The 21,104-nt window shown below is 47.3% G+C and carries 22 protein-coding genes; all 22 read left to right on the top strand.

The annotated features are described in order from the left end of the window. The first annotated feature begins 163 nt into the window (after nucleotides 1-163). The 22 genes from DWY55_RS11225 to DWY55_RS11330 all read left to right on the top strand — a co-directional run bounded on the left by DWY55_RS11225 (nucleotide 164) and on the right by DWY55_RS11330 (nucleotide 21,094). Nucleotides 164-1,552 (top strand): cobyrinate a,c-diamide synthase, encoded by a 1,389-nt coding sequence (locus DWY55_RS11225; protein WP_005829348.1) that lies wholly within the window; start codon nucleotides 164-166, stop codon nucleotides 1,550-1,552. A 168-nt stretch (nucleotides 1,553-1,720) separates the two neighbouring features. Then, nucleotides 1,721-2,767: a tyrosine-type recombinase/integrase gene (locus DWY55_RS11230; protein WP_117878136.1), complete on the top strand. Its 1,047-nt coding sequence runs from the start codon at nucleotides 1,721-1,723 to the stop codon at nucleotides 2,765-2,767. A gap of 268 nt (nucleotides 2,768-3,035) precedes the next feature. Continuing rightward, a complete protein-coding gene (locus DWY55_RS11235) occupies nucleotides 3,036-4,166 on the top strand; it encodes a site-specific integrase (RefSeq protein ID WP_009292754.1) in 1,131 nt (376 codons plus the stop codon). Nucleotides 4,167-4,303: 137 nt separating this feature from the next. Continuing rightward, a complete protein-coding gene (locus DWY55_RS11240; protein ID WP_117795304.1) occupies nucleotides 4,304-5,077 on the top strand; it encodes a hypothetical protein in 774 nt (257 codons plus the stop codon). Between the two features lie 177 nt (nucleotides 5,078-5,254). After that, complete coding sequence (locus DWY55_RS11245) at nucleotides 5,255-5,653, top strand: helix-turn-helix domain-containing protein (RefSeq protein ID WP_004322056.1); 399 nt, start codon at nucleotides 5,255-5,257, stop codon at nucleotides 5,651-5,653. Further along, a complete protein-coding gene (locus DWY55_RS11250; protein WP_007218162.1) occupies nucleotides 5,631-6,737 on the top strand; it encodes an AAA family ATPase in 1,107 nt (368 codons plus the stop codon). The genes DWY55_RS11245 and DWY55_RS11250 overlap by 23 nt, the downstream gene beginning before the upstream one ends. Nucleotides 6,738-6,843: 106 nt before the next feature. Further along, nucleotides 6,844-7,731: a toprim domain-containing protein gene (locus DWY55_RS11255; protein ID WP_117795302.1), complete on the top strand. Its 888-nt coding sequence runs from the start codon at nucleotides 6,844-6,846 to the stop codon at nucleotides 7,729-7,731. A gap of 232 nt (nucleotides 7,732-7,963) precedes the next feature. After that, the gene (locus tag DWY55_RS11260; RefSeq protein ID WP_117795300.1) at nucleotides 7,964-8,416 is read left to right on the top strand and encodes a hypothetical protein; all 453 of its coding nucleotides are present in this window, start codon (nucleotides 7,964-7,966) and stop codon (nucleotides 8,414-8,416) included. A gap of 1 nt (nucleotide 8,417) precedes the next feature. Next, complete coding sequence (locus DWY55_RS11265) at nucleotides 8,418-8,741, top strand: DUF4134 domain-containing protein (RefSeq protein WP_005836917.1); 324 nt, start codon at nucleotides 8,418-8,420, stop codon at nucleotides 8,739-8,741. 61 nt (nucleotides 8,742-8,802) lie between these two features. Then, nucleotides 8,803-9,180, top strand: a complete 378-nt coding sequence (locus tag DWY55_RS11270; RefSeq protein ID WP_005836915.1) for a DUF4134 domain-containing protein — start codon at nucleotides 8,803-8,805, stop codon at nucleotides 9,178-9,180. Nucleotides 9,181-9,193: 13 nt separating this feature from the next. Further along, nucleotides 9,194-9,487, top strand: a complete 294-nt coding sequence (locus tag DWY55_RS11275) for a DUF4133 domain-containing protein (protein ID WP_117795297.1) — start codon at nucleotides 9,194-9,196, stop codon at nucleotides 9,485-9,487. Between the two features lie 110 nt (nucleotides 9,488-9,597). Continuing rightward, nucleotides 9,598-12,309, top strand: a complete 2,712-nt coding sequence (locus DWY55_RS11280) for a helicase HerA domain-containing protein (RefSeq protein WP_008669193.1) — start codon at nucleotides 9,598-9,600, stop codon at nucleotides 12,307-12,309. Next, complete coding sequence (locus DWY55_RS11285; RefSeq protein WP_007761274.1) at nucleotides 12,309-12,947, top strand: hypothetical protein; 639 nt, start codon at nucleotides 12,309-12,311, stop codon at nucleotides 12,945-12,947. The genes DWY55_RS11280 and DWY55_RS11285 overlap by 1 nt, the downstream gene beginning before the upstream one ends. Nucleotides 12,948-12,951: 4 nt before the next feature. Then, on the top strand, nucleotides 12,952-15,483 hold the full coding sequence (locus DWY55_RS11290; RefSeq protein WP_009292745.1) for a hypothetical protein: 2,532 nt from the start codon (nucleotides 12,952-12,954) through the stop codon (nucleotides 15,481-15,483). Beyond that, nucleotides 15,480-16,205, top strand: a complete 726-nt coding sequence (locus DWY55_RS11295; RefSeq protein ID WP_005836908.1) for a hypothetical protein — start codon at nucleotides 15,480-15,482, stop codon at nucleotides 16,203-16,205. The genes DWY55_RS11290 and DWY55_RS11295 overlap by 4 nt, the downstream gene beginning before the upstream one ends. 210 nt (nucleotides 16,206-16,415) lie before the next feature. After that, on the top strand, nucleotides 16,416-17,186 hold the full coding sequence (locus DWY55_RS11300) for a DNA-methyltransferase (RefSeq protein ID WP_007761280.1): 771 nt from the start codon (nucleotides 16,416-16,418) through the stop codon (nucleotides 17,184-17,186). 69 nt (nucleotides 17,187-17,255) lie between these two features. Beyond that, nucleotides 17,256-18,026, top strand: coding sequence for a DUF5045 domain-containing protein (locus tag DWY55_RS11305; RefSeq protein ID WP_117795295.1), 771 nt, complete (start codon nucleotides 17,256-17,258; stop codon nucleotides 18,024-18,026). 14 nt (nucleotides 18,027-18,040) lie between these two features. Continuing rightward, the gene (locus DWY55_RS11310) at nucleotides 18,041-19,174 is read left to right on the top strand and encodes a hypothetical protein (RefSeq protein WP_004310177.1); all 1,134 of its coding nucleotides are present in this window, start codon (nucleotides 18,041-18,043) and stop codon (nucleotides 19,172-19,174) included. Nucleotides 19,175-19,203: 29 nt separating this feature from the next. Continuing rightward, a complete protein-coding gene (locus DWY55_RS11315; protein WP_005836879.1) occupies nucleotides 19,204-19,593 on the top strand; it encodes a hypothetical protein in 390 nt (129 codons plus the stop codon). Between the two features lie 6 nt (nucleotides 19,594-19,599). Continuing rightward, on the top strand, nucleotides 19,600-20,214 hold the full coding sequence (gene traK / locus DWY55_RS11320) for a conjugative transposon protein TraK (RefSeq protein ID WP_007761289.1): 615 nt from the start codon (nucleotides 19,600-19,602) through the stop codon (nucleotides 20,212-20,214). 12 nt (nucleotides 20,215-20,226) lie between these two features. Then, nucleotides 20,227-20,601: a hypothetical protein gene (locus DWY55_RS11325; protein WP_005836877.1), complete on the top strand. Its 375-nt coding sequence runs from the start codon at nucleotides 20,227-20,229 to the stop codon at nucleotides 20,599-20,601. 10 nt (nucleotides 20,602-20,611) lie between these two features. Next, nucleotides 20,612-21,094, top strand: coding sequence for a DNA N-6-adenine-methyltransferase (locus DWY55_RS11330; RefSeq protein WP_005836876.1), 483 nt, complete (start codon nucleotides 20,612-20,614; stop codon nucleotides 21,092-21,094). Nucleotides 21,095-21,104 lie beyond the last annotated feature (10 nt).

A 21,104-nucleotide genomic window follows, 5' to 3' on the forward strand; every position in this document is an offset into this window, starting at 1 on the left:
GCTAAGATAAAACTTTTGTCGGAGATATGCTTATCTTTGCACGTTGAAAATGTGCTAATGTGCCAATATGCCAATGTGCCAATGACCTGCGGCATGGGGAAGTAGCGCAAGTATAGCGCAGCCGATTAGCACATTGGTACATTAAATCATTAGCACATTAATTATGCGTTCCATCCCTCAGTTTCTCATAGCCGCCCCTACATCGGGCAGTGGAAAGACCACCGTCAGTCGTGGACTGATGGCATTGTTTATGAAGAAAGGTCTGAAGGTGCAGCCTTTCAAGTGCGGTCCCGATTATATAGATACTAAGTATCACGAGGCGGTATGCGGCCGTCCTTCCGTCAATCTGGATACTTTCATGGCATCTCAGGAGCACGTAAGCAGTCTGTATGCACGCTATTCGGCGGATGCGGATGTTGCCGTGGTCGAGGGGATGATGGGGATGTACGACGGGTACGACCGCGACCGGGGCTCGTCGGCAGAAGTGGCTCGGCTCTTGGGTATTCCTGTGGTGCTGGTGGCCGATGCCAAGTCGGCTGCCTATTCCATGGCTCCTTTGTTGTCGGGGTTCATCAATTTCCGTCCGGATATACGTATTGCGGGGGTTATCTTCAATCGTGTCGGCTCGCCCCGCCACTACCGGATGCTGCAGGAGGTCTGTGAAGACTTGAACGTGACTTGTCTGGGCTATCTGCCCAAGCAGAAGGAACTGGAGCAGGAGTCGCGCCATCTGGGGCTGGATTTCAGCCGTTCTAAGGAGACGGAGGGACTGGATATGCTGGCAGGCTTGCTGGAGGAACATGTGGACTGGGAACTGCTGCTCTCGACAACCGGGCTTCCATTGCCTGCGGCGGCAGTGAAGGAGAAGCCGGTACTATCAGAGCCGGGGAAGCTGCATGTCTCGGTAGCGCGCAACGAAGAGTCCTTTTCCTTCCTCTATGCGGAGCATCTGGATATTCTGCGCCGTATGGGCACGGTCACTTTCTTCAATCCGGAGCATGACCGGCCTATTCCGCAAGAGACGGATTTGCTCTATCTGCCCGGCGGCTATCCCGAGAACCGTCTGGAGGAACTTGCCGGGGCAAGGCTTGCCAGGGAGTCTATCCGCAGCTATATAGAGGCCGGTGGCAGGACGCTGGCAGAATGCGGGGGGATGATATATCTTTCGCAGTCCGTTCTTTCTGATGGGGATACGGACGGGGGAAGCGCCGGGAGCTGTGTAGGCAATATTGGAAATGAGATGGTAGGAGTATTGCCTTTCAGCATTACGAACGAGCGTAAACGCAGGAAATTGACATTGGGATACCGCCGGTTCGACTATAACGGATGGCGGCTTAAAGGACACGAATTCCATTATACGCAGTTTGCCGTGCCCGAAACCGATGGAAAAGAAGGTGGTGCGTGCAGTCTTCCTCTTTCGATAGCGCAGGTCTACAATGCCAAAGGAGGGAAGGTAACCACTCCCGTCTTTCGCTATAAGAACCTGATAGCCAGTTATACGCATCTGTATTGGGGCGAGGTGGATGTGATGGCTTTGTTCGGTGAACTCTAATCTTGCAGAACCTCCTTTGAACCGGTTTGTTTTAGTGAACAAATTTATTTATCCTTATATATTCTTTATAATTTTCTTATATAATTTACTTTGTACTCATAAATTTTTCCCATCAACGTGGCCTTTTTAGGATATGCGTAGGGTGCGGATTTGAAAATCAGATTTATTATGAGTAAAAAAGAAAAGAATGTAGAAATGGGGAGCCCCATGAAGATGCCGGATTTGGCATCTTATATGCAGACGGTGATTGAGCAGTTGGAAGCGGATAAGAAGCGCTCGGCGGCACATACCTATACGTATGCGTTGAAATCTATCGCGGAGTTTTACGGTGGGGCAGGAATGCCGATGCCGGTGGATGAGGTCTTTACGCCAGGCAGGTTGAAGGAGTATGAAGAATGGATGAGACGGGAAGGAATGAGGAAGCGGAAAAGAGAGCCTAAAGGGTTGAGCTTGAATACCATTTCCACCTATATGCGGAACTTGAAGGCGGTATATCACCGGATGGTCGGCGAAAAGGTGCTGCCCTATAACCCGAAATTGTTTGATGACGTGTACACAAAAGTGGAATCACAGACTAAACGGGCGTTGGAACTGGAACAGATGAATACGTTGCTGTGTACAGACTTAAGAAAATTGCCTTCGGATCTGCGGTGTGTGCTGGCTTATTTTTTATTGATGTTCCTATTCCGAGGAATGCCGTTCATTGACCTCGCTTATTTGCGTAAACAAGATGTGAAAGGGAACCGCATTGTATATAGCCGCCACAAAACAGGACGGCAGATGACGGTGCGTATTCCCAAAGAAGCGATGGAACTGATGAAAGAGTTTAAAAGCAAGAATCCGGATTCCATCTATCTCTTTCCGATTCTACACAGACAAGAGAGCAAGAAGAAACGGGCCGGGAAGGTGAAAAAGGATAAAGAACTGTATATGGATTATCTTCGGGCTCTTCGTGGCTTCAATCTGAAACTGGAAAAAATAGCGTCTCTGTTGCTGCCAGGTGTGAAGCTCAGCTCATATGTGGCGCGCCATACATGGGCTACGTTGGCTTTTCATGCAGGAATGAGTATCGGCATCATCAGCAAGGCATTGGGCCATTTCTCTATCAAGGTGACGGAAACATACCTGAAACCTTTTGAGAATGAAAAGGTGGATGCGGCCAATGAAGAACTGATAATCTCGGTCGCAGGATACAATGAAAAGAAAGTTGCATGAAAAATGCCGTCTGACAATGGCTCTGGTAAGGGAAGTGTTACTTACCAATAATCATAAAGACATATATAAAATGAAAACAAGCTCCAAATAAATATAGATAAAATAGCTATATATCAATAATTTACATACAATTTTTTATTTTCAGTTGTTTTCTACGTTTTCAGTTGTTTTGCTCTTTTTAGGTGCATTTTTGTTTCTTATTTGTTTCTTGATTCCGCTTTTTATTTGTACCTTTGTGATAGAAAATAACAAATGAAAGGACACAAATATGCCAAGGACCAGAAAACCAATAAAAGTGAAAGAGCCGATTCGTCTTCGAACGAAGGAATTGGCCAATGGCAGCAAGAGTTTGTATCTGGATATATACCGTAATGGTAAGCGGACATACGAGTATCTGAAAATGTATCTTATTCCGGAAACGGATCGTAATGCCCGCCAACAGAATGAAACGACAATGGCTGCCGCAAATGCAATCAAATCGAAGCGTATCATAGAGTTGACAAGTGGTGAAGCCGGTATCATGAATCACAAGGATAAGGTTTATCTGCTGGACTGGATGCAGCTCTATAAGGAGGAACAGAAGAAACGTGGCAAGAAAAACACAGGTCAGATAAAATCTGTTACCGATATCTTGAAAGAGTATGCAGGAGAAAGGTTCACATTAAATCAGATTGACCTCACTTTTTGCCACGGCTATATCGACTATATGTTGACAAGCTACCGTCCCAAAGGAAAGCCCCTCTCGGCTTCTACGCGTAATACCTATTACCAGATATTCAACGGTGCGTTAAATGCCGCTGTCCGCGCGAAACGCATCTTAAAGAATCCATTCAACGAAATGGAAAAATCGGAGAAGCCCAAGATGCCGGAAAGTGTGCGTTCTTATATGACTATTGAAGAAGTGAGATTATTAATCGCTACACCAATGCAGAACGAGGGGGTAAAAAGTGCCTACCTGTTCTCCTGCTTCTGTGGACTACGTATCAGTGATATTATCGGATTGCAATGGAAGGACGTGTTTATTGACAACGGCCAATACCGCTTGGCAGTAGCCATGCAGAAGACAAAGGAGCCGATTTACCTTCCGCTCTCCAATGAAGCGTTGAAGTGGATGCCGGAACGTGGGGACAAGACAGCAGACGACCATGTGTTCGATTTGCCTTCAGGTATCAACCAGCTTATCAAACCATGGGCCAAAGCCGCCGGAATTTCCAAGCGATTCACCTTTCACACGGCCCGCCACACGTTCGCCACAATGATGCTGACATTGGGAGCAGATTTATACACTGTATCTAAATTGCTCGGTCATACATCTGTAAAGATGACCCAAGTGTATGCCAAAATCGTCAATAAGAAAAAAGACGATGCAGTAAATCTGACTAACGGTTTATTCGATTGACAATGCGATGAGCATCAGACCAGATATCTAAACACTTATTTAGGGTGTTGTTCCGGCAGGATTTTCTTTCGGGAGCAACACCCTTATAATATATTATAAATCCAATTTAAAGTATTTCATCATGAAAAGACCTAACAATGGCCCTCTCTCTTTTTGGAGGGAAGAAACATCTGCACCATTTTGTTGAAGAACAGGATGTAGCGAAAGAATTTTTCGCATTGCTCGTTGAAGCAAAAACAATGTATCTCCGTGATGTCGTGGCGGGTAGTAAGCAGTACCACCGTTACGTGGAGGATTTTGTAAACAGCCACCGGTATATCGACTGCAACCATGCGGTCTGCTGGAACTGCCATGAAATGAACATTCATATCGTCAAAGGATTATTAAACGATTGTTCCAATCTTATCCGATCACTTTTTACCGAAGCAGACTTCTCGTTCGAGAAGTGTATGGAACTGAAACGAATGTATGATATGTTTGTGCCACCATCACAGTCCATCACGTGCTGCAAAGACGGCCCGACAAGGATTTATCCTCTTTCTTTTGGATGCAATCTCACTCGTAAACAGATGATAGGTATTACGGCTTGTGCCAATGCTTATCATCTGTTTTGCGTTTCTACCCTACACGTGGAAGATATGGAAGCCCTGCTTTCCTGCAAGGAAGGATTCTGTATTCGTGTAAACAATATCCGTCATGTGGCCATCCTGTTCGATACACTCCTTGAGCACTCGTTCATCCAAGCCAAATGGCAGGCCGTTCTCAGTAATGGACGGTTCTTACAAACCAAGGACGGAAAAGGATTCGTTTCAGCTTCAAGCCTTTCATCCGCTCTGTCTGCTCTACGCAACAACATGACATCAGCAGGTTACGGTATCAGGCGAGCCATTGATGAACTGAGAGAGTGGTAAGAAGTGCCAATAAGCGAAGTATGTGAAAGGTAAAAGCGTGATAGTTGCCGTGATACGTGGTTACTATCACGGTGCAAACTCATGCTGACCTTTTGGGTTGCCCTATCTTTGCCCTCCGTTAGCGCGCTACATAACGGAGGGCATACTTCCATTGTCTAATTTTATAATAACTCATTTATGCAAAATAATAGATTGACATTCATGGAACGGCTGAGTGAACGGCTTACAAGCGTCGAAGCCATCCTAAAGAAATTAGATCCGATAGAGAGTCTGTTGGAACGCATCGCATTGCTGGAAAAAAATATATATACCACCAAACAGGTGTTTACCTTCCAAGAGGCTTGTATGTATATCGGAATATCCGAGAGTATGCTGTACAAGCTAACATCAGGCAAGGAGATTCCGCATTACAAGCCACGTGGCAAAATGATATATTTCGCCAAAGAAGATCTGGATGAATGGCTTTTGCAGAATTATGAACCAACCGTAGATGAAGCAGCACGTATGGCAAACGAGGCCGCTGCCACACAACCTTTCTTTAATCAAAGACGCCATGGAAAACGAAAGAAGAACTGAATATAATGTGGATATGAGGCCGGAGGAGGATTTCTTATCGGATATCCTCTCCGCCTCGCAGATTCGGGCGACGGACACCTATGAAACGCCGCCACAGATTATCTGGATAGACAACTCGACCATTGCTACGCTCGGCAACTTCAGCGCATCAACCGGCAAGGCGAAATCAAAAAAAACATTTAACGTTTCGGCCATTGTCGCTGCATCGCTGGCAGGAAAACAAGTGCTGAACTACCGGGCGCACCTCCCGGAAGGTAAACGTAAGATTCTGTACGTGGACACGGAACAGAGCCGCTTTCATTGTCATAATGTACTGGAACGCATCTTGCGGCTTGCCGGACTGCCCACTACAACCGACAGTGAAAACCTCGACTTTATTTGCTTGCGCGAATACTCTCCGGCAATACGCATTGGGGTCATCGACTACGCCTTACGTCAAAGAAAAGGATACGGACTTGTTATCATCGACGGTATCCGTGACCTGATGCTTGACATAAACAGTACCGGTGAGTCCGTGGAAGTCATTAACAAGATGATGGAGTGGTCATCAAAGTATGACCTGCATATCCATTGTGTGCTACACTTGAATAAAGGAGATAACAATGTGCGCGGGCATATCGGTACGGAAATGAGCAACAAGGCGGAGACTGTACTGGTCATCAGCAAAAACAACGATTGTCCCAACGTCAGCGAGGTTCATGCGTTACACATCCGTGAGAAAGAGTTTAAACCCTTTGCTTTCACTGTTAATGAGGGCGGGCTCCCGGTTCTCGCAGAAGGGCATTTGTTTGAGAATGCCCCACATCAGAAACCGAAACAGCGGACGGGGTTTATGGAACTAAGCGTCGAACAGCACCGTGAAGCCCTTTCCGCTGCGTTTGGAGACAAACCTATCCGTGGGTTTGAAAATATGCTGCAAGCCATGATGACAGCTTACGAGGCAATCGGATTTAAGCGTGGGAGAAACGTAATGGTCAAACTGCTGCAATATCTGACTGACACCTTAAAACTGGTTATCAAACGAGATAAACTTTTTTATTATGACATGACACAGGCAGAAACCATGCTTTTCGATGAAGAATGAGAGCGGGCGCGGGCCTATATAATTCAGTTTAATTTAGTATTTATATATATAGGGTCGCAAACTAAACTAAACCGCTTTTGCGCAAACAAGTGAAAAGAATTTGAATATGACCATAGATGAAGCAAAACGAGTGCGTATCGTGGACTTTTTGGCCCAGCTCGGCCACCGTGCGCAGTATATGAAATCAGAGCAATACTGGTATCTTTCGCCTCTCAGGAAAGAGGTGACGCCATCGTTCAAAGTCAATGACCGGCTGAATGAATGGTATGATTTTGGCGAGGCCACCGGAGGCGACCTTGTGGAACTGGGTAAGTACCTTTGCGAAACAAAAAGTGTGAGTGAAGCATTAGCATACATCGAACGGCATGTCAATGGTGTATCGCTACCGAAAACCCGGACATTGCCCACAACGTTCCGACCCGTGGAAGCCGACATGAAAAATCTGATTATCGTGCCGCTGCGACACCACGCACTGTTCTCATATCTCCATTCACGTATGATTGATTCGGATATCGGACGAATGTTCTGTAAGGAAGTGCATTACGAACTGCGCCAGCGACGTTACTTTGCACTGGCTTTTGGCAACATATCCGGTGGATACGAGGTGCGAAACCCTTATTATAAAGGATGTATCAAGAACAAGGACATTTCTTTGATACTCCAATCGCGTGGTGAGACACAGAGCCGTGTCTGCCTGTTTGAAGGGTTCATGGACTTTCTGTCCTATCTGACTCTCAAACAGACGGACGATAGTGCCATTTGCATTAATGCTCCCTGTGACCACCTTATTATGAACTCGATCAGTAATCTGAAAAAGACATTGACGTATCTGCAAAAATACACGTATATCCACTGTTACCTTGACAATGACCTTGCCGGACAAAAGACAGTGGAAACCGTAGCCGGGATGTATGATGGACGCGTCTATAACGAGTCCAACCGTTATGCCGGTTACAAAGACCTAAACGACTACCTACGCGGGAAGAAACAATGAACAACCCACTCCCTAAGCTCTCCTTCACGGAGGGCTTTTTTTATACCCCAACTTTTCCTGCTTTCTTATGTAAAATCGTATTTGAATATGATTTTGTAATATGATTTTTGTATTTTGAGAAAATATCATATTAAAATAATATGTTTTGTAGCCAATAATTTTATCTTTAAACTTATCCATTCTTATTTTGCAGCCACAATCAAATATAATAAATCATATTACATAAAAAGATATGAAATCATATTTTATTTTCACCATTGTCCTGACAGTTGCCTATCTCGTCTATTATGCGGTTATCATCGTGCAGGACCTTTATGGAAAAAAAGGAAATGGTAAGCCGGAAGAAGAGGTATTTGACCTCGGTGCGCCGGAAGATGAACAGAGTGTGTCCGTGACGGAGAGCGATACGGGATTCAATGTGGGTAATGAGAAGTATGAAACAGATGTTGCCCCTACCGCTTCACCTGCACCACAGGAGACGGAAACCGCAGAGAATAATGGCGAGATAGCCGTGGCGGAGAAGCTGAAACGGCTGAAAGCCCAAGCGGAGGAACAGATGGAAGAAACCGAGACCTACCTGTCGGACGCATACACGGCAGACGAACTGTACAAAGCGATGCTTGCCAAAGGAAAGACGGACAACCGTCCGGAACTGGTATGGAAACCTCTCAAAGACCGGTTGTAAAATGTCGAAAGCAAAAAAAATATTATGTGCACTGTGCTTTGTCCCTTATGCGGTATTCGCCAAAAGCGGCAGCGTAAACTACAGTTGGGGTGCAGACGCACTTGCAACGATGCACGACTTCGTGGTGACGATGATGCTGTACGTGCTGTACATCTGCTACGCTGTCGCCTCGGTTTTCGTAGTCGTTGCCGCGCTCCAAATCTATATCAAAATGAACACAGGCGAGGACGGTGTGGTGAAGTCTATCGTATCACTTGTCGGTGCGTGCCTCTTCATCATTGGAGCTTCAATCGTGTTCCCCGCTTTCTTCGGCTACCGCATATAGGTGGCTGACAGGAGTGTAAAACCAATTCAAAAATAGAAGTACCACAAAAAATGTAATAAATATGTTTCAGAAATTCAAAAGAATGTGCCGAAAGGCAAAGAAAACCATCATGCAAGTTTCCACCAAAGTAAAAATGTTAATCATTGCCCTGTTAGGAGGCATACCTGCTATGGCTCAAAGTACGGCAGGCGATTACTCAGCCGGTACGACAGCTCTATCAACCGTAGCCGAGGAAATCGTGAAATACGTTCCTGTGATGGTCAAACTCTGCTATGCCATTGCTGGTGTTGTGGCCATCATCGGAGCCATTTCGGTGTATATCGCCATGAACAACGAGGAACAGGATGTCAAGAAGAAGATTATGATGGTGGTTGGGGCGTGCCTTTTCCTGATTGCGGCAGCCCAAGCATTACCTCTATTCTTCGGAATTAACGCATAAACAGCCAGGAGGAATGACTAATAACGGACGTTATCCGGATTACCCGCTGTTCAAAGGACTGCAACGGCCTTTGGAACTGATGGGATTACAAGGTCGCTACATCTATTGGGCGGCAGGCGTAGCTGGTGGGGCCATTGTGGGCTTCATCGCCGCTTACTGTCTTATGGGCTTTGTGGCCGGACTGGTCGTATTGGCAACTGTCTTATCTGCGGGAATCGTGCTTATCATCCTCAAACAGCGAAAGGGGCTGCACAGTAAAAATATAAAACGTGGAGTGTATGTGTATGCCTATTCGCACAAAGTATGACTATAAGAAAAACCATCACGGCAATGTGTGTGGCTGATTGATTGTTGAACGCGGGCGGGTCCGTCTCCAGCCGAGGCAGACCTGCCCCTATTTAATGAACGAATATCGGAATGACCCTATATATCATTTTATTTTTCATCGCCCTATGTACGGGTATGGCCTTGTCAGTCTATACGTTCGGTACGGGCGGCAAGCGCAAGCATATCTTTCAGAATATCTATTTCTCTGTGGAAGATACAGACGGTGTGGGTGTGCTGTACACCAAGACGGGCGAATATTCCGCCGTCTTGAAAATCGAAAATCCGGTACAGAAGTATTCGGCGGACATTGACAGCTATTACGACTTCACGCATCTATTCTCTGCCCTTGCGCAGACACTGGGCGAAGGGTATGCCTTGCACAAACAGGACATCTTCGTAAGGAAACAGTTCGCGAACGAGCCGGAGCATAATCAAGAATTTCTCTCGGCATCGTACTTCCGTTATTTTAATGGGCGTCCGTACACGGACAGCCTTTGCTATCTGACTATCACACAGGAAGCCAAGAAGAGCCGTCTTTTCTCTTACGATAGCAAGAAATGGCGCGATTTCCTCGTGAAAATTTATAAGGTTCGAGACCTACTACGCGACAGCGGTGTACAAGTGAAATTCCTGAACAAAGCCGAGGCAAGCGAATATGTGGACCGTTACTTTGCGATGAACTTCGAAGACCGTATGGTCTCGATGACGAATGTCAAGGCTGACGACGAAACGGTATCTATGGGTGACAAACGCTGTAAGGTGTACAGCCTCGTGGACGTGGACTGCGCCGCGCTCCCCTCGCTGATACGTCCCTATACCAATATCGAGGTGAATAATACCGAGATGCCAGTGGATCTTGTCTCGGTGGTGGATAATATTCCGAACGCAGAAACGGTGGTGTACAACCAAATTATTTTCCTGCCCAGCCAGAAGCGGGAACTGGCATTACTCGATAAAAAGAAGAACCGGCACGCAAGCATCCCCAATCCGAGTAACCAAATGGCCGTAGAGGACATCAAACAGGTACAGGACGTAATAGCCCGTGAAAGCAAACTGCTCGTGTACACGCACTTCAACATGGTGGTGGGCGTGCCTGCGGACACCGACCTTCAAAAATGCACGAATCACTTGGAAAACGCTTTTGGGCGCATGGGCATACACATCAGTAAGCGTGCGTACAACCAACTGGAACTGTTCGTCAGTTCGTTTCCGGGCAACTGTTACAGCCTGAACGAGGAATATGACCGTTTTCTGACCCTCTCCGACGCTGCGGTATGCCTGATGTACAAAGAACGGGTGCAGCATAGTGAGGAAACACCGCTAAAAGTTTATTACACTGACCGCCAAGGTGTTCCGGTAGCTATCGACATCACGGGAAAAGAGGGAAAGAACAAGCTGACCGACAACTCGAATTTTTTCTGCCTGGGGCCTTCGGGCAGCGGAAAGAGTTTCCACATGAATTCCGTCGTGCGCCAGTTGCATGAACAGGGGACGGACGTGGTAATGGTCGATACGGGTAACTCATACGAGGGGCTATGCGAGTATTTCGGCGGCAAGTATATCAGCTATACCGAGGAACGGCCCATCACGATGAATCCGTTCCGCATCAATCGGGAAGAGATGAACGTAGAAAAAACGGGATTCCTGAAAAACCTCGTCTTGCTTATCTGGAAAGGTACGCAGGGAACGGTCACAAAGACGGAAGACCGTCTGATAGAGCACGTCATCACGGAATATTACGACGCCTACTTCAACGGTTTCGAGAGCTTCACACCCCAACAGCGTGAGGACTTGCGTAAGAGCCTCGTTATTGATGACCGCAACAGCAGTGAGAAGCGGCACGAAAGCGAACGGGAACGCGCGGCCCGCATCGAGGGTATCATTGACGAGATAGAGGGTCGGCGCAAGGAACTGAAAGTGGAGGAACTGTCATTCAACTCTTTCTATGAATATTCCGTGCAGCGCATCCCGGATATCTGTGAGGAGAACCGTATCACGGGCATCGACCTCTCGACATACCGCTATATGATGAAGGACTTTTATTTGGGCGGCAACCACGAAAAAACGCTGAACGAAAACATGGACAGTTCGCTGTTCGACGAGACGTTCGTGGTCTTCGAAATCGACAGTATAAAAGATGACCCGCTGCTTTTTCCTTTGGTCACGCTGATTATCATGGATGTTTTCTTACAGAAAATGCGCATCAAAAAGAACCGCAAAGTCCTTGTCATCGAGGAAGCGTGGAAAGCCATCGCCAGCCCGCTGATGGCGGAATACATCAAATTTATGTACAAAACGGCACGTAAATTCTGGGCCAGTGTAGGTGTGGTGACACAGGAGATACAGGACATCATCGGCAGCGAAATCGTGAAAGAGGCCATCATCAACAACTCGGATGTGGTGATGCTGCTTGACCAAAGCAAATTCAAGGAACGTTTCGACACCATCAAGGCGATTCTTGGCCTAACGGACGTGGACTGTAAGAAAATTTTCACCATCAACCGCCTCGAAAACAAGGAAGGACGCAGTTTCTTCCGCGAGGTATTTATCCGCCGGGGCACGACCAGCGGTGTTTATGGCGTGGAGGAACCGCACGAGTGCTACATGACCTACACGACTGAACGGGCAGAGAAAGAGGCTCTGAAACTTTACAAGCGCGAGCTACAATGCAGCCACCAAAAGGCTATCGAGGCATATTGCCGTGACTGGGATGCCAGCGGTATCGGCAAGGCATTGCCGTTTGCACAGAAAGTTAATGAAGCGGGACGTGTACTGAACTTAACCACTAAAATAACATCATAATGAAAACGAAAAGGATTTTAATCACCCTGTCACTGGACTACGGAATAAATATGATGGGGTTTGAAAGCAGCTTGACGCGCGAACAAATTTCTGTCAATAATCCGGAACTCACTGTTTTGTCCCTCCGGGAGTTTTGTATGCTATCCAAGGAGAACCTGCTCCGTATGGATGACATGACACCGGACAAGGTAGCTGCCATCGAACGGCTATTGGCGGAGTATTCCCTTCGGTTGGGTATGTCCGATGTAGAACTGGAAACGTACTTGAACCGATATTATGAAGAAAACCCCAAAGAAAAGGAGTTTTACGATATGTGCGACAGGCTGTGTAGCAGCAAACCTGCCTTCGATGAAAACAGATTTCGTGAAGAACTATTCCGGGAACTGAACAGCAGTCCGATGAGTGAAAAAAGACTGAGTGACTTGGGATGGCTACGCTATCAGACCGTGCGCGAAACTTATCTAAACCAGCCTTTCTTCTTGAGATGGTTCGGCTCCCAAGAAGCCCGGATCAAAAGGGCCATCAAGGATACTACCATCATACATGATATGTTCTGCCGACTTGTCACGGAGAATTGTATCGAATCTGAGCGGTGGTATTTCAATCACAAGGAACCGGAATACATAAAAGAGGTCTGAAACGATGAAACGGCTGTTTATCTTTTGGGTTATCCTATTGCCTGCCCTGACACAGCACGTTCACGCACAATATTACAGCGTGAACTATGACGCACGTACCGTGGCGGCCATGGCCGCCGCATTCGGCACGGAGGTAGTGGCTGAAAGCTACTACCGCGAGCAGGTGGATGATATTCTGAAACACTATACGGCGGCAGAGGTGGCAGCAGCAGGGATATTTTCTTCCAAATTTTTGGAACACAAGGCTCTGTCCGACCTTGGCATCTGGTGCAGCAGCACGGAAAATTACTACTATCGTCGAATTTATCATATGGTGGCGGAGAAAATCATGCCGAAAATATGGGTGGTAGCGAAACTGATGCTACGCTCACCACAAACAGCCATCCACTGGGGCAGTTACCTGATGAAAGTCTGCGATGATACGAAGAGCCTGTGTATGCAGTTCGAAAGTGTTGTGACCAACAGCACACTGACGTTCTCGGACATCGCTTTTCTGGAGATTGACCGCGACATCGCCAGTTTGCTGAACCTCGCAGAACTGGGCGGTACCGATTGGCAACGGATGTTGGACAACTTGGCCAAAGTGCCGGGCAATTTCACCATCGAGAACTTGAAAGGCGATATCGACAACCTTTATAACATGGGCGTAGGGCTGGCAACATCTGGTATGGAGAACCTCGGTGACGCTCTACTGCAAAGCAGTGCGTTCCATGACCTGTTGGGCGGCAAAGCCAATGAAATCGGCAACCTGTATGAACACTACGGTACTCTCTTCGAGCAGGCGGAACATGACATCGGTAGTCTGCTAATCGACATGGTGGGCGGTCAGGATAGCGTGGCCGCATTGTTCAATTTCAGCAACTACGACCTCACATCGTGGATGACCGACTACATGGACAATGCAGTCGGGAACTATTACACGCAACGGTGGTATATCGCACGGCGTGAGCAAGGAAGCATTTCTCTATGCGACTACTACCCACCGACAGACGACAACAGCATATTGAACGGGGGCGCATGGACACGCTTTAATACGAGCGATCCGGGATTTTACCCGAACGCTTCGCAACGGGAACAGGCCCTTGCCAACTCAGAACAGTATGCCGGATGGTCAAGAAGCCGAGTGCAACAGCTCAACAACAGCAACGACGGTTACACCTATACTATCAATACCCGACAACAGGCCTACATCATCAGCAAAGGCAACAAGCAGACCAAGAAGGCATACGCCTACGAGATACATGTGACACAGAGCTGGAATCGGACGGAGGTAGTCTATGAGGATGTCTTCGATTCCTATTCGATGGATCTGAACACGTTCAAAGCGCAGCTCAATGCCCGCCTCTCGGAGTTCAATGACAACGAGGAAGGCTATGTCTATTACATAGCATCCGATGCACGGAACTATTATCAGGCGACGGACGCCGCAAAATTGCAGGGATGTGAAAGCGTGACCATCAGTGTAACCTGTTCAGACGGGGCGACGCTGGGACAAGGCTCGACACAATACAAGTGCCGTAAGTGTGGCGGCTCACTGGATGCCCACTCCAAAGAGTGCGTCATGCAGACCTCGGTAACGGAGAACGAACTGGACCTTTCAGAACTGGACGCACTGATACGGGAAGCGGACAATCAGGTTGCCGTTCTTCAATCTCAGATTAGTGCCTTGGAAAAGGAAAACGCCGACCTTCTGAAAAAAATTGCCGAGGCGAGCGTGGAAGACGCAGCAGCTTACCGGCAACAATATAACTCCAACCGGACACGTATCGAGGAACTGAAAAGCGAACTTGCCGAGTGGCAACAAAAGCAGAAGGAGTACGCAGATGCGAAGCAGGAAGCGGAAGCTGAGAACGATGTGCCGACAGATGATTACTACCGCCTACCGGCCATCATGCAGGATTGCAAGACAGCCTACAGCCTCACTTGGCAGGACGGAGGTACATGGAGCGGCTATACGTTCGTCCGTAAGGCGACGATGCCGAACATCAATGGTATCATTACGTTCCGTGCGACTATTTCTATCGCACGGAAACCGAAATACTTTCTGGGTATCAAAATCCACCGTGCCATCATCCAAATCAGTTGGGAATTGACTTCGGCATACACAGACACGCACGTTGCCGATGTACTGACACTCGATCCGAACCTGCCGAACGAGGAAAAGACTAAAATCGTGAATAATCGCATATCGGAAATTGCACGGGAATATCCCAACTGTAAAATCACTACCGAGTATGCCCGTACAGAACCTATGGAAGAAGTACCGAACAGCGACGTGTACCACCTGCTTTGGTCAAGTGACCGCCTCGAAATCGCACGAGAAGTGGATTCACGTATCACGAAAATATACGCCGACCTCGTATCCTTGGAGAAGATGATGCACTACAAGCGGAACATCATCGACGTACTGAAGGATGTGCTACCGGAACTCGATACGGACGAGGGTCGTAGGCTGACGCTCGTGGAAGAGTGCCATGACCGCTGGGTAGAAAACGCACGGACATCCCGAAGTGGCAGAAAGGAGGTACGGCCATGAAACGCACTATGCTGATAGCCATCACGTTGCTTGCGCTACTACCCGATGTAGCCAAGGGTCAATGGACATTCGATATCATGTCGGTGGAAGCGTACATCAACGACCACAAGAAACAACGCAGCCTGTTATTGGCCCGAAGCACACTGGAATACAGCAACCAACTGCTGCACGAGTACAGCCGTGAGGAGACGGGCAAATACAAGGAAGTGAATATCGACCTTGACCGCTATACCCGTGCCTTTGATGTCATCGACGTGATGTACCAGTCCCTACGGACGGTGCTGAACGTGAAGGATACCTACAGTTCGGTAAGTGACCGTATCGGTGACTATAAGACCATGCTGGAGGCTTTCCATGAGAAAATCCTGAAACATGGGAACATCGAGCCGTCAGACGCACTGATACTGACTATCAATGAAAAGGCAATACGGGACATCGCCAACGAGGGAGAACACCTCTATAAGTCGGTGAGCGACCTCGTGCTGTATGCCACGGGCGCAGCGGCCTGCTCGACCAGCGACCTGCTGATGGTACTGGAGTCCGTGAACAAGTCGCTGGACAGTATTGAGCAACACTTGAACCGGGCATACATCGAGACATGGAGATACATACAGGTACGTATCGGCTACTGGAAATCGAAGATTTACCGGGAACGTACCAAACGGGAAATTATTGACGGTGCTTTCGGACGGTGGCGCAATGCGGGACGACTGGATTATTGACGGTAAAAGAGGAAGGAGGTAAATAATGCCACAAGTTAGATTATGACTTCTATACACCGAAATTGCTAAGGAATATCTTAAAACGCAGGAAAAGCGTTTCGTCCTGGATGTTCGGAGAAGTACAAACAGAGAAAGAAACTTTAAGTACAAACAAGTCTATCCGGCCTATAACCAAGAGGCAAATGGACATTTGGATTAATAAAAGATGTAATGAAAAAGATCGTTTTTGCAAAAGACATTACGCTATATAAAGCCGATTGCCTTGAAGTAATGCCTCTTCTCCCAGAATCAAGTATTGATTTAGTTCTATGCGACCCACCTTTTGGAATTACAGCTTCGCAATGGGATAAGATAATACCATTCTCGAAAATGTGGGAGGAGATTAGAAGGGTGAGAAAGGATAATGCACCTACGGCTTTATTTGGCAGCGAACCGTTCAGCAGCCTTTTACGCTGTGGCAATTTAGCCGAATTTAAATATGACTGGGTATGGGAAAAGTCAAAAGCAAGCAATTTCCTTCTTGCTAAAAAGCAACCTCTAAAAGCGCATGAGCTAATCAGTATCTTTTGTAACGGCAGAACTCCTTATTATCCAATCATGGAAGAAGGTGAGCCTTATGAAAATCGTACAAAGAGAGGGAGTAACTGGACAGGAGTAAACAAGGTACCAAATCCTACATTCAGAAATGAAAACAAAGGAACGAGATACCCACGAAGTGTGAAATATTTCAAAACTGCGGAATCAGAGGGCAAAACGATTCATGTTAATCAAAAGCCAGTCGCATTATTGAAATATCTGATAAAAACATACACGAAAGAGGGTGACACAGTCCTTGATTTTGCCTCTGGAAGCATGAGCACTGCAATCGCCTGTATTCATACGAATAGAAAATGTATTTGTATTGAAAAGGATGACATGCACTTCTCGCGGGGAGAGGAAAGGATTAGAAATGAATATAATATAAAAAGAAATGTGGAATAATCTCGGTGATTAACTGATTGAAGCACATTGAGTATTGAAAGATTAGTAACAATATAACCGAAAGTAAATATGGACAGAATACTCTTACTCGTGACGGTTACAATAATTGCAACCACGGCGGCAAAGGCACAATCCGTGACCTATAACCACGATTCGCCGAAACAAAACCAAGTAACAGTAATGGAAACCGGTACGGGAGCACTCTCGCCCGACCTCTATTATTCCATACTGCACAACAAGTACAAAAAGTCGGCAGCAGCCAAGAACAAACTGTCGTTCCGCACACTGGCGGGCGTCAACCTGTACAACCAAACGGACGAAGCTGAAGCCATCGACTCGGCATTGGTGAGCCGGGCAAAGATAGAGGCCTTGAACGTGGCTGACCGTCAAGCGGACATCGCATGGCTCGCCGAAGGCGATAAGGTCAACGGACAGATGGTACGGTTCAAACGAAATATAGACCGCATCTTGCCTGTCGGGGGGACACCGGAGGATAAAGACAGATGGACGGAATATTACCATATCTACCAGTGCGCCATTGATGCAACGAAAGATGCCTATATGCCCAACGCACAGCGGAAAAAAGAGTATCTGCGCATCTACGAGGATATAACCCGACAGAACGAAATCCTTGTCGGCTACCTTGCCAAGCGGCAGAATACTACGGTAACAAGTACGCTACTGAACGCTACCGCTGACCGTACTCTGGATAAAGAAAGTATTGTCCGCGATGCGGTGAACCGGTGGCACGAATCGCGCTTTGCAGTGCGCGGCCCGCAATCGGGCAATAACACGGGTGGCAGCGGCGACGGAGATGAAACAATAAACAAAGGGAACTGAAAAAACAAAAACGTATGGCAGACGGAAATATACTCTCGGATTTCGGTATCAATATCCTTGAAGAAGAGATAGACGATGTGATTTTTCAAACGAACGAGTTCCTGACTGATGCGACTTTTACCGGCTCGCAGGGACCGTTCTGGTGGATACTACAAATGTGCATGGCACTGGCTGCCCTGTTCGCTATTGTGATGGCAGCGGGAATGGCGTACAAGATGATGGTGAAACATGAGCCACTGGATGTACTGAAGCTGTTCCGTCCTTTAGCTGTTTCAATCATTCTCTGTTGGTGGTATCCGCCAGCAGATACGGGTATGGCTGGCAGTGGGAGCAGTTGGTGTTTTCTTGACTTCCTGTCTTACATCCCGAACTGCATCGGCTCGTACACGCATGACCTGTACGAGGCAGAAGCCACCCAAATAGCGGACAAATTCGAGGAAGTGCAGCAACTTATCCATGTACGTGACACGATGTACCAAAGTTTGCAAGCACAGGCAGATGTTGCTCACACGGGTACCTCAGACCCGAATCTGGTAGAAGCGACCATGGAACAAACCGGAGTGGACGAAGTGACGAAGATGGAGAAAGACGCAGCCGAACTGTGGTTTACTTCACTGACGGCAGGAGTCATCGTAGGTATCGACAAAATCATCATGCTTATCGCTCTGATTGTGTATCGTATCGGATGGTGGGCGACCATCTACTGCCAGCAAATCCTACTGGGCATGTTAACAATATTCGGACCTATACAATGGGCGTTCTCGCTGTTGCCCAAATGGGAAGGTGCATGGGCGAAGTGGCTTATAAGGTATCTGACAGTACATTTCTATGGTGCGATGCTCTACTTCGTCGGCTTCTATGTGCTACTGCTATTTGACATTGTATTGTGCATACAGGTAGAAAACCTGACGGCAATCACAGCAAGCGAACAGACGATGGCGGCCTACTTGCAAAACAGCTTCTTCTCCGCCGGCTACTTGATGGCGGCAAGTATCGTGGCACTGAAATGCCTAAACCTCGTGCCGGACTTGGCAGCATGGATGATACCTGAAGGTGACACGGCCTTCTCTACACGGAACTTTGGAGAAGGTGTGGCGCAGCAGGCCAAAATGACGGCTACGGGCGGTATCGGCTCGATGATGAGATAATGATAAACCTAATATTAAATATCCAAAAGATGAATGTACAACAGAAAATTGAAAAATGGTGCAGGAACGAGCGTTTCGTGCGCTATGCAAATGAACGCATAAGCGAAGAACTCGTTTATGCGCCTAACCACCGAATTGATCCGGAATATGAAGAACTGGACGAAGCCATTACATGGGACAACCGATATATTGTCCCTATGATGACTTACCTTACCTATCGTCTGCAACTGGTCAAATTGCAGAAAAATGCCAAGAATCGAAACCGCCGTATCTGGTGGATATTCGTGCATGTAATCATGCGGGAAGATTACACACAGCTCTTTGACGGGAAGTTCGAAAAATTTCTGACGGAGTTGCAGGATACAGTCATGACAATGTTACATGACGAATACACACGATTGTCTAACAAGAAAAAATAAAGGTATATGGTCATCAAGCATTTGGAGAATAAAATCCGACTGGTGGGCATCATCTGCACGGCTTTTCTTGTAGGGTGTATCATCATCAGTGTGTCAAGTATCTGGACTGCCCGGACAATGGTGACGGACGCACAGAAAAAGGTGTATGTGCTGGACGGAAATGTACCTATACTCGTAACCCGCACGACGATGGACGAAACGCTGGACGTGGAAGCCAAGAGCCATGTAGAAATGTTCCACCATTACTTTTTTACTCTCGCACCGGACGACAAATACATCCGCTATACGATGGAAAAAGCGATGTACCTGGTCGATGAGACGGGACTGGCACAATACAATACCCTCAAGGAAAAGGGATTTTACTCCAACATATTGGGTACGAGCGCGGTGTTCTCGATTTTCTGTGACAGTATCTCCTTTGACAAAAAGAATATGGAGTTCACCTACTATGGTCGGCAGCGAATCGAACGTCGGAGTAATATCCTGATGCGCGAACTGGTTACGGCAGGGCAACTTAAACGTGTGCCGAGAACAGACAACAATCCGCATGGACTGCTCATAGTAAACTGGCGTACATTGCTGAACAAAGATATCGAGCAAAAAACAAAGAGTAACTATTAAATCACCAAAGATATGAATATCAAAGGATTCAAACGAATGTTGTTCGGCGAGAAGATGCCGGACAAAGATGACCCGCAGTACAAGGAACGCTACGAGCGAGAGGTGCAGGCCGGGCACAAATTCGCCAAGGCGACACGCATCGACCAAGCGGCGGCCAAGGTGCAGGGCTTTGCCAACGCGCACCGGACGTTGTTTCTGGTCATCGTCTTTACATTCGTCATCGGAGCTTTCGCATGGAACGCCTACCGCTTGGTAACTGTGTACAGGCACAGTCCGGCAAGTCGCACGGCAACGGAAATGCAGGATTCTGTACTTCGGGAACGGCACAAATTGTTGCAGGAAGTCGAAATAAGGGAACATAAAAACAGAGGGGACAAACCACAGTAAAAGAATGCTTATGAATACACGGTTTGAAAAATCAGTCCGTTCGTCAGACGAATGGTACACGCCAAAGGAGATACTGGACGCATTGGGCAAATTCGACCTTGACCCTTGCGCTCCTATCCGTCCGTTGTGGCCGACTGCCGAGGTCATGTATGACCAGAACATAGACGGGTTGTCCCAGATATGGGAAGGACGTGTGTGGCTCAATCCTCCCTATTCGCGTCCTCTTATCGAGCTATTCGTCCGGAAACTGGCAGAACATGGCAACGGCATTGCATTATTATTCAACCGTTGTGATTCCAAAATGTTTCAGGACGTCATCTTCCCAAAAGCAACGGGAATGAAATTCCTACGCCACCGCATCCGATTCTACCGACCAGACGGAACGCGAGGTGAATCTCCCGGTTGCGGTAGCCTCCTGTTAGCTTTCGGAGAAGACAACGCAGAGATACTGAGAAATTGTGCCATTGAAGGCAAGTATGTACAACTCAATTAAAAGATGTATA

The sequence above is a fragment of the Bacteroides sp. AF25-38AC genome (assembly GCF_003602995.1).
Lineage (GTDB): Bacteria > Bacteroidota > Bacteroidia > Bacteroidales > Bacteroidaceae > Bacteroides > Bacteroides uniformis.

Excerpts from the sequence above, each read along its gene's own strand:
- DWY55_RS11325 (WP_005836877.1), top strand. The coding sequence starts at position 20,227 with ATGAATATCAAAGGATTCAAACGAATGTTGTTCGGCGAGAAGATGCCG.
- traK (WP_007761289.1), top strand. The coding sequence starts at position 19,600 with ATGGTCATCAAGCATTTGGAGAATAAAATCCGACTGGTGGGCATCATC.
- DWY55_RS11270 (WP_005836915.1), top strand. The coding sequence starts at position 8,803 with ATGTTTCAGAAATTCAAAAGAATGTGCCGAAAGGCAAAGAAAACCATC.
- DWY55_RS11265 (WP_005836917.1), top strand. The coding sequence starts at position 8,418 with ATGTCGAAAGCAAAAAAAATATTATGTGCACTGTGCTTTGTCCCTTAT.
- DWY55_RS11230 (WP_117878136.1), top strand. The coding sequence starts at position 1,721 with ATGAGTAAAAAAGAAAAGAATGTAGAAATGGGGAGCCCCATGAAGATG.
- DWY55_RS11300 (WP_007761280.1), top strand. The coding sequence starts at position 16,416 with ATGAAAAAGATCGTTTTTGCAAAAGACATTACGCTATATAAAGCCGAT.
- DWY55_RS11240 (WP_117795304.1), top strand. The coding sequence starts at position 4,304 with ATGGCCCTCTCTCTTTTTGGAGGGAAGAAACATCTGCACCATTTTGTT.
- DWY55_RS11245 (WP_004322056.1), top strand. The coding sequence starts at position 5,255 with ATGCAAAATAATAGATTGACATTCATGGAACGGCTGAGTGAACGGCTT.
- DWY55_RS11260 (WP_117795300.1), top strand. The coding sequence starts at position 7,964 with ATGAAATCATATTTTATTTTCACCATTGTCCTGACAGTTGCCTATCTC.
- DWY55_RS11225 (WP_005829348.1), top strand. The coding sequence starts at position 164 with ATGCGTTCCATCCCTCAGTTTCTCATAGCCGCCCCTACATCGGGCAGT.
- DWY55_RS11310 (WP_004310177.1), top strand. The coding sequence starts at position 18,041 with ATGGCAGACGGAAATATACTCTCGGATTTCGGTATCAATATCCTTGAA.
- DWY55_RS11275 (WP_117795297.1), top strand. The coding sequence starts at position 9,194 with ATGACTAATAACGGACGTTATCCGGATTACCCGCTGTTCAAAGGACTG.
- DWY55_RS11235 (WP_009292754.1), top strand. The coding sequence starts at position 3,036 with ATGCCAAGGACCAGAAAACCAATAAAAGTGAAAGAGCCGATTCGTCTT.
- DWY55_RS11305 (WP_117795295.1), top strand. The coding sequence starts at position 17,256 with ATGGACAGAATACTCTTACTCGTGACGGTTACAATAATTGCAACCACG.
- DWY55_RS11290 (WP_009292745.1), top strand. The coding sequence starts at position 12,952 with ATGAAACGGCTGTTTATCTTTTGGGTTATCCTATTGCCTGCCCTGACA.
- DWY55_RS11280 (WP_008669193.1), top strand. The coding sequence starts at position 9,598 with ATGACCCTATATATCATTTTATTTTTCATCGCCCTATGTACGGGTATG.
- DWY55_RS11315 (WP_005836879.1), top strand. The coding sequence starts at position 19,204 with ATGAATGTACAACAGAAAATTGAAAAATGGTGCAGGAACGAGCGTTTC.
- DWY55_RS11255 (WP_117795302.1), top strand. The coding sequence starts at position 6,844 with ATGACCATAGATGAAGCAAAACGAGTGCGTATCGTGGACTTTTTGGCC.
- DWY55_RS11250 (WP_007218162.1), top strand. The coding sequence starts at position 5,631 with ATGGAAAACGAAAGAAGAACTGAATATAATGTGGATATGAGGCCGGAG.
- DWY55_RS11330 (WP_005836876.1), top strand. The coding sequence starts at position 20,612 with ATGAATACACGGTTTGAAAAATCAGTCCGTTCGTCAGACGAATGGTAC.
- DWY55_RS11285 (WP_007761274.1), top strand. The coding sequence starts at position 12,309 with ATGAAAACGAAAAGGATTTTAATCACCCTGTCACTGGACTACGGAATA.
- DWY55_RS11295 (WP_005836908.1), top strand. The coding sequence starts at position 15,480 with ATGAAACGCACTATGCTGATAGCCATCACGTTGCTTGCGCTACTACCC.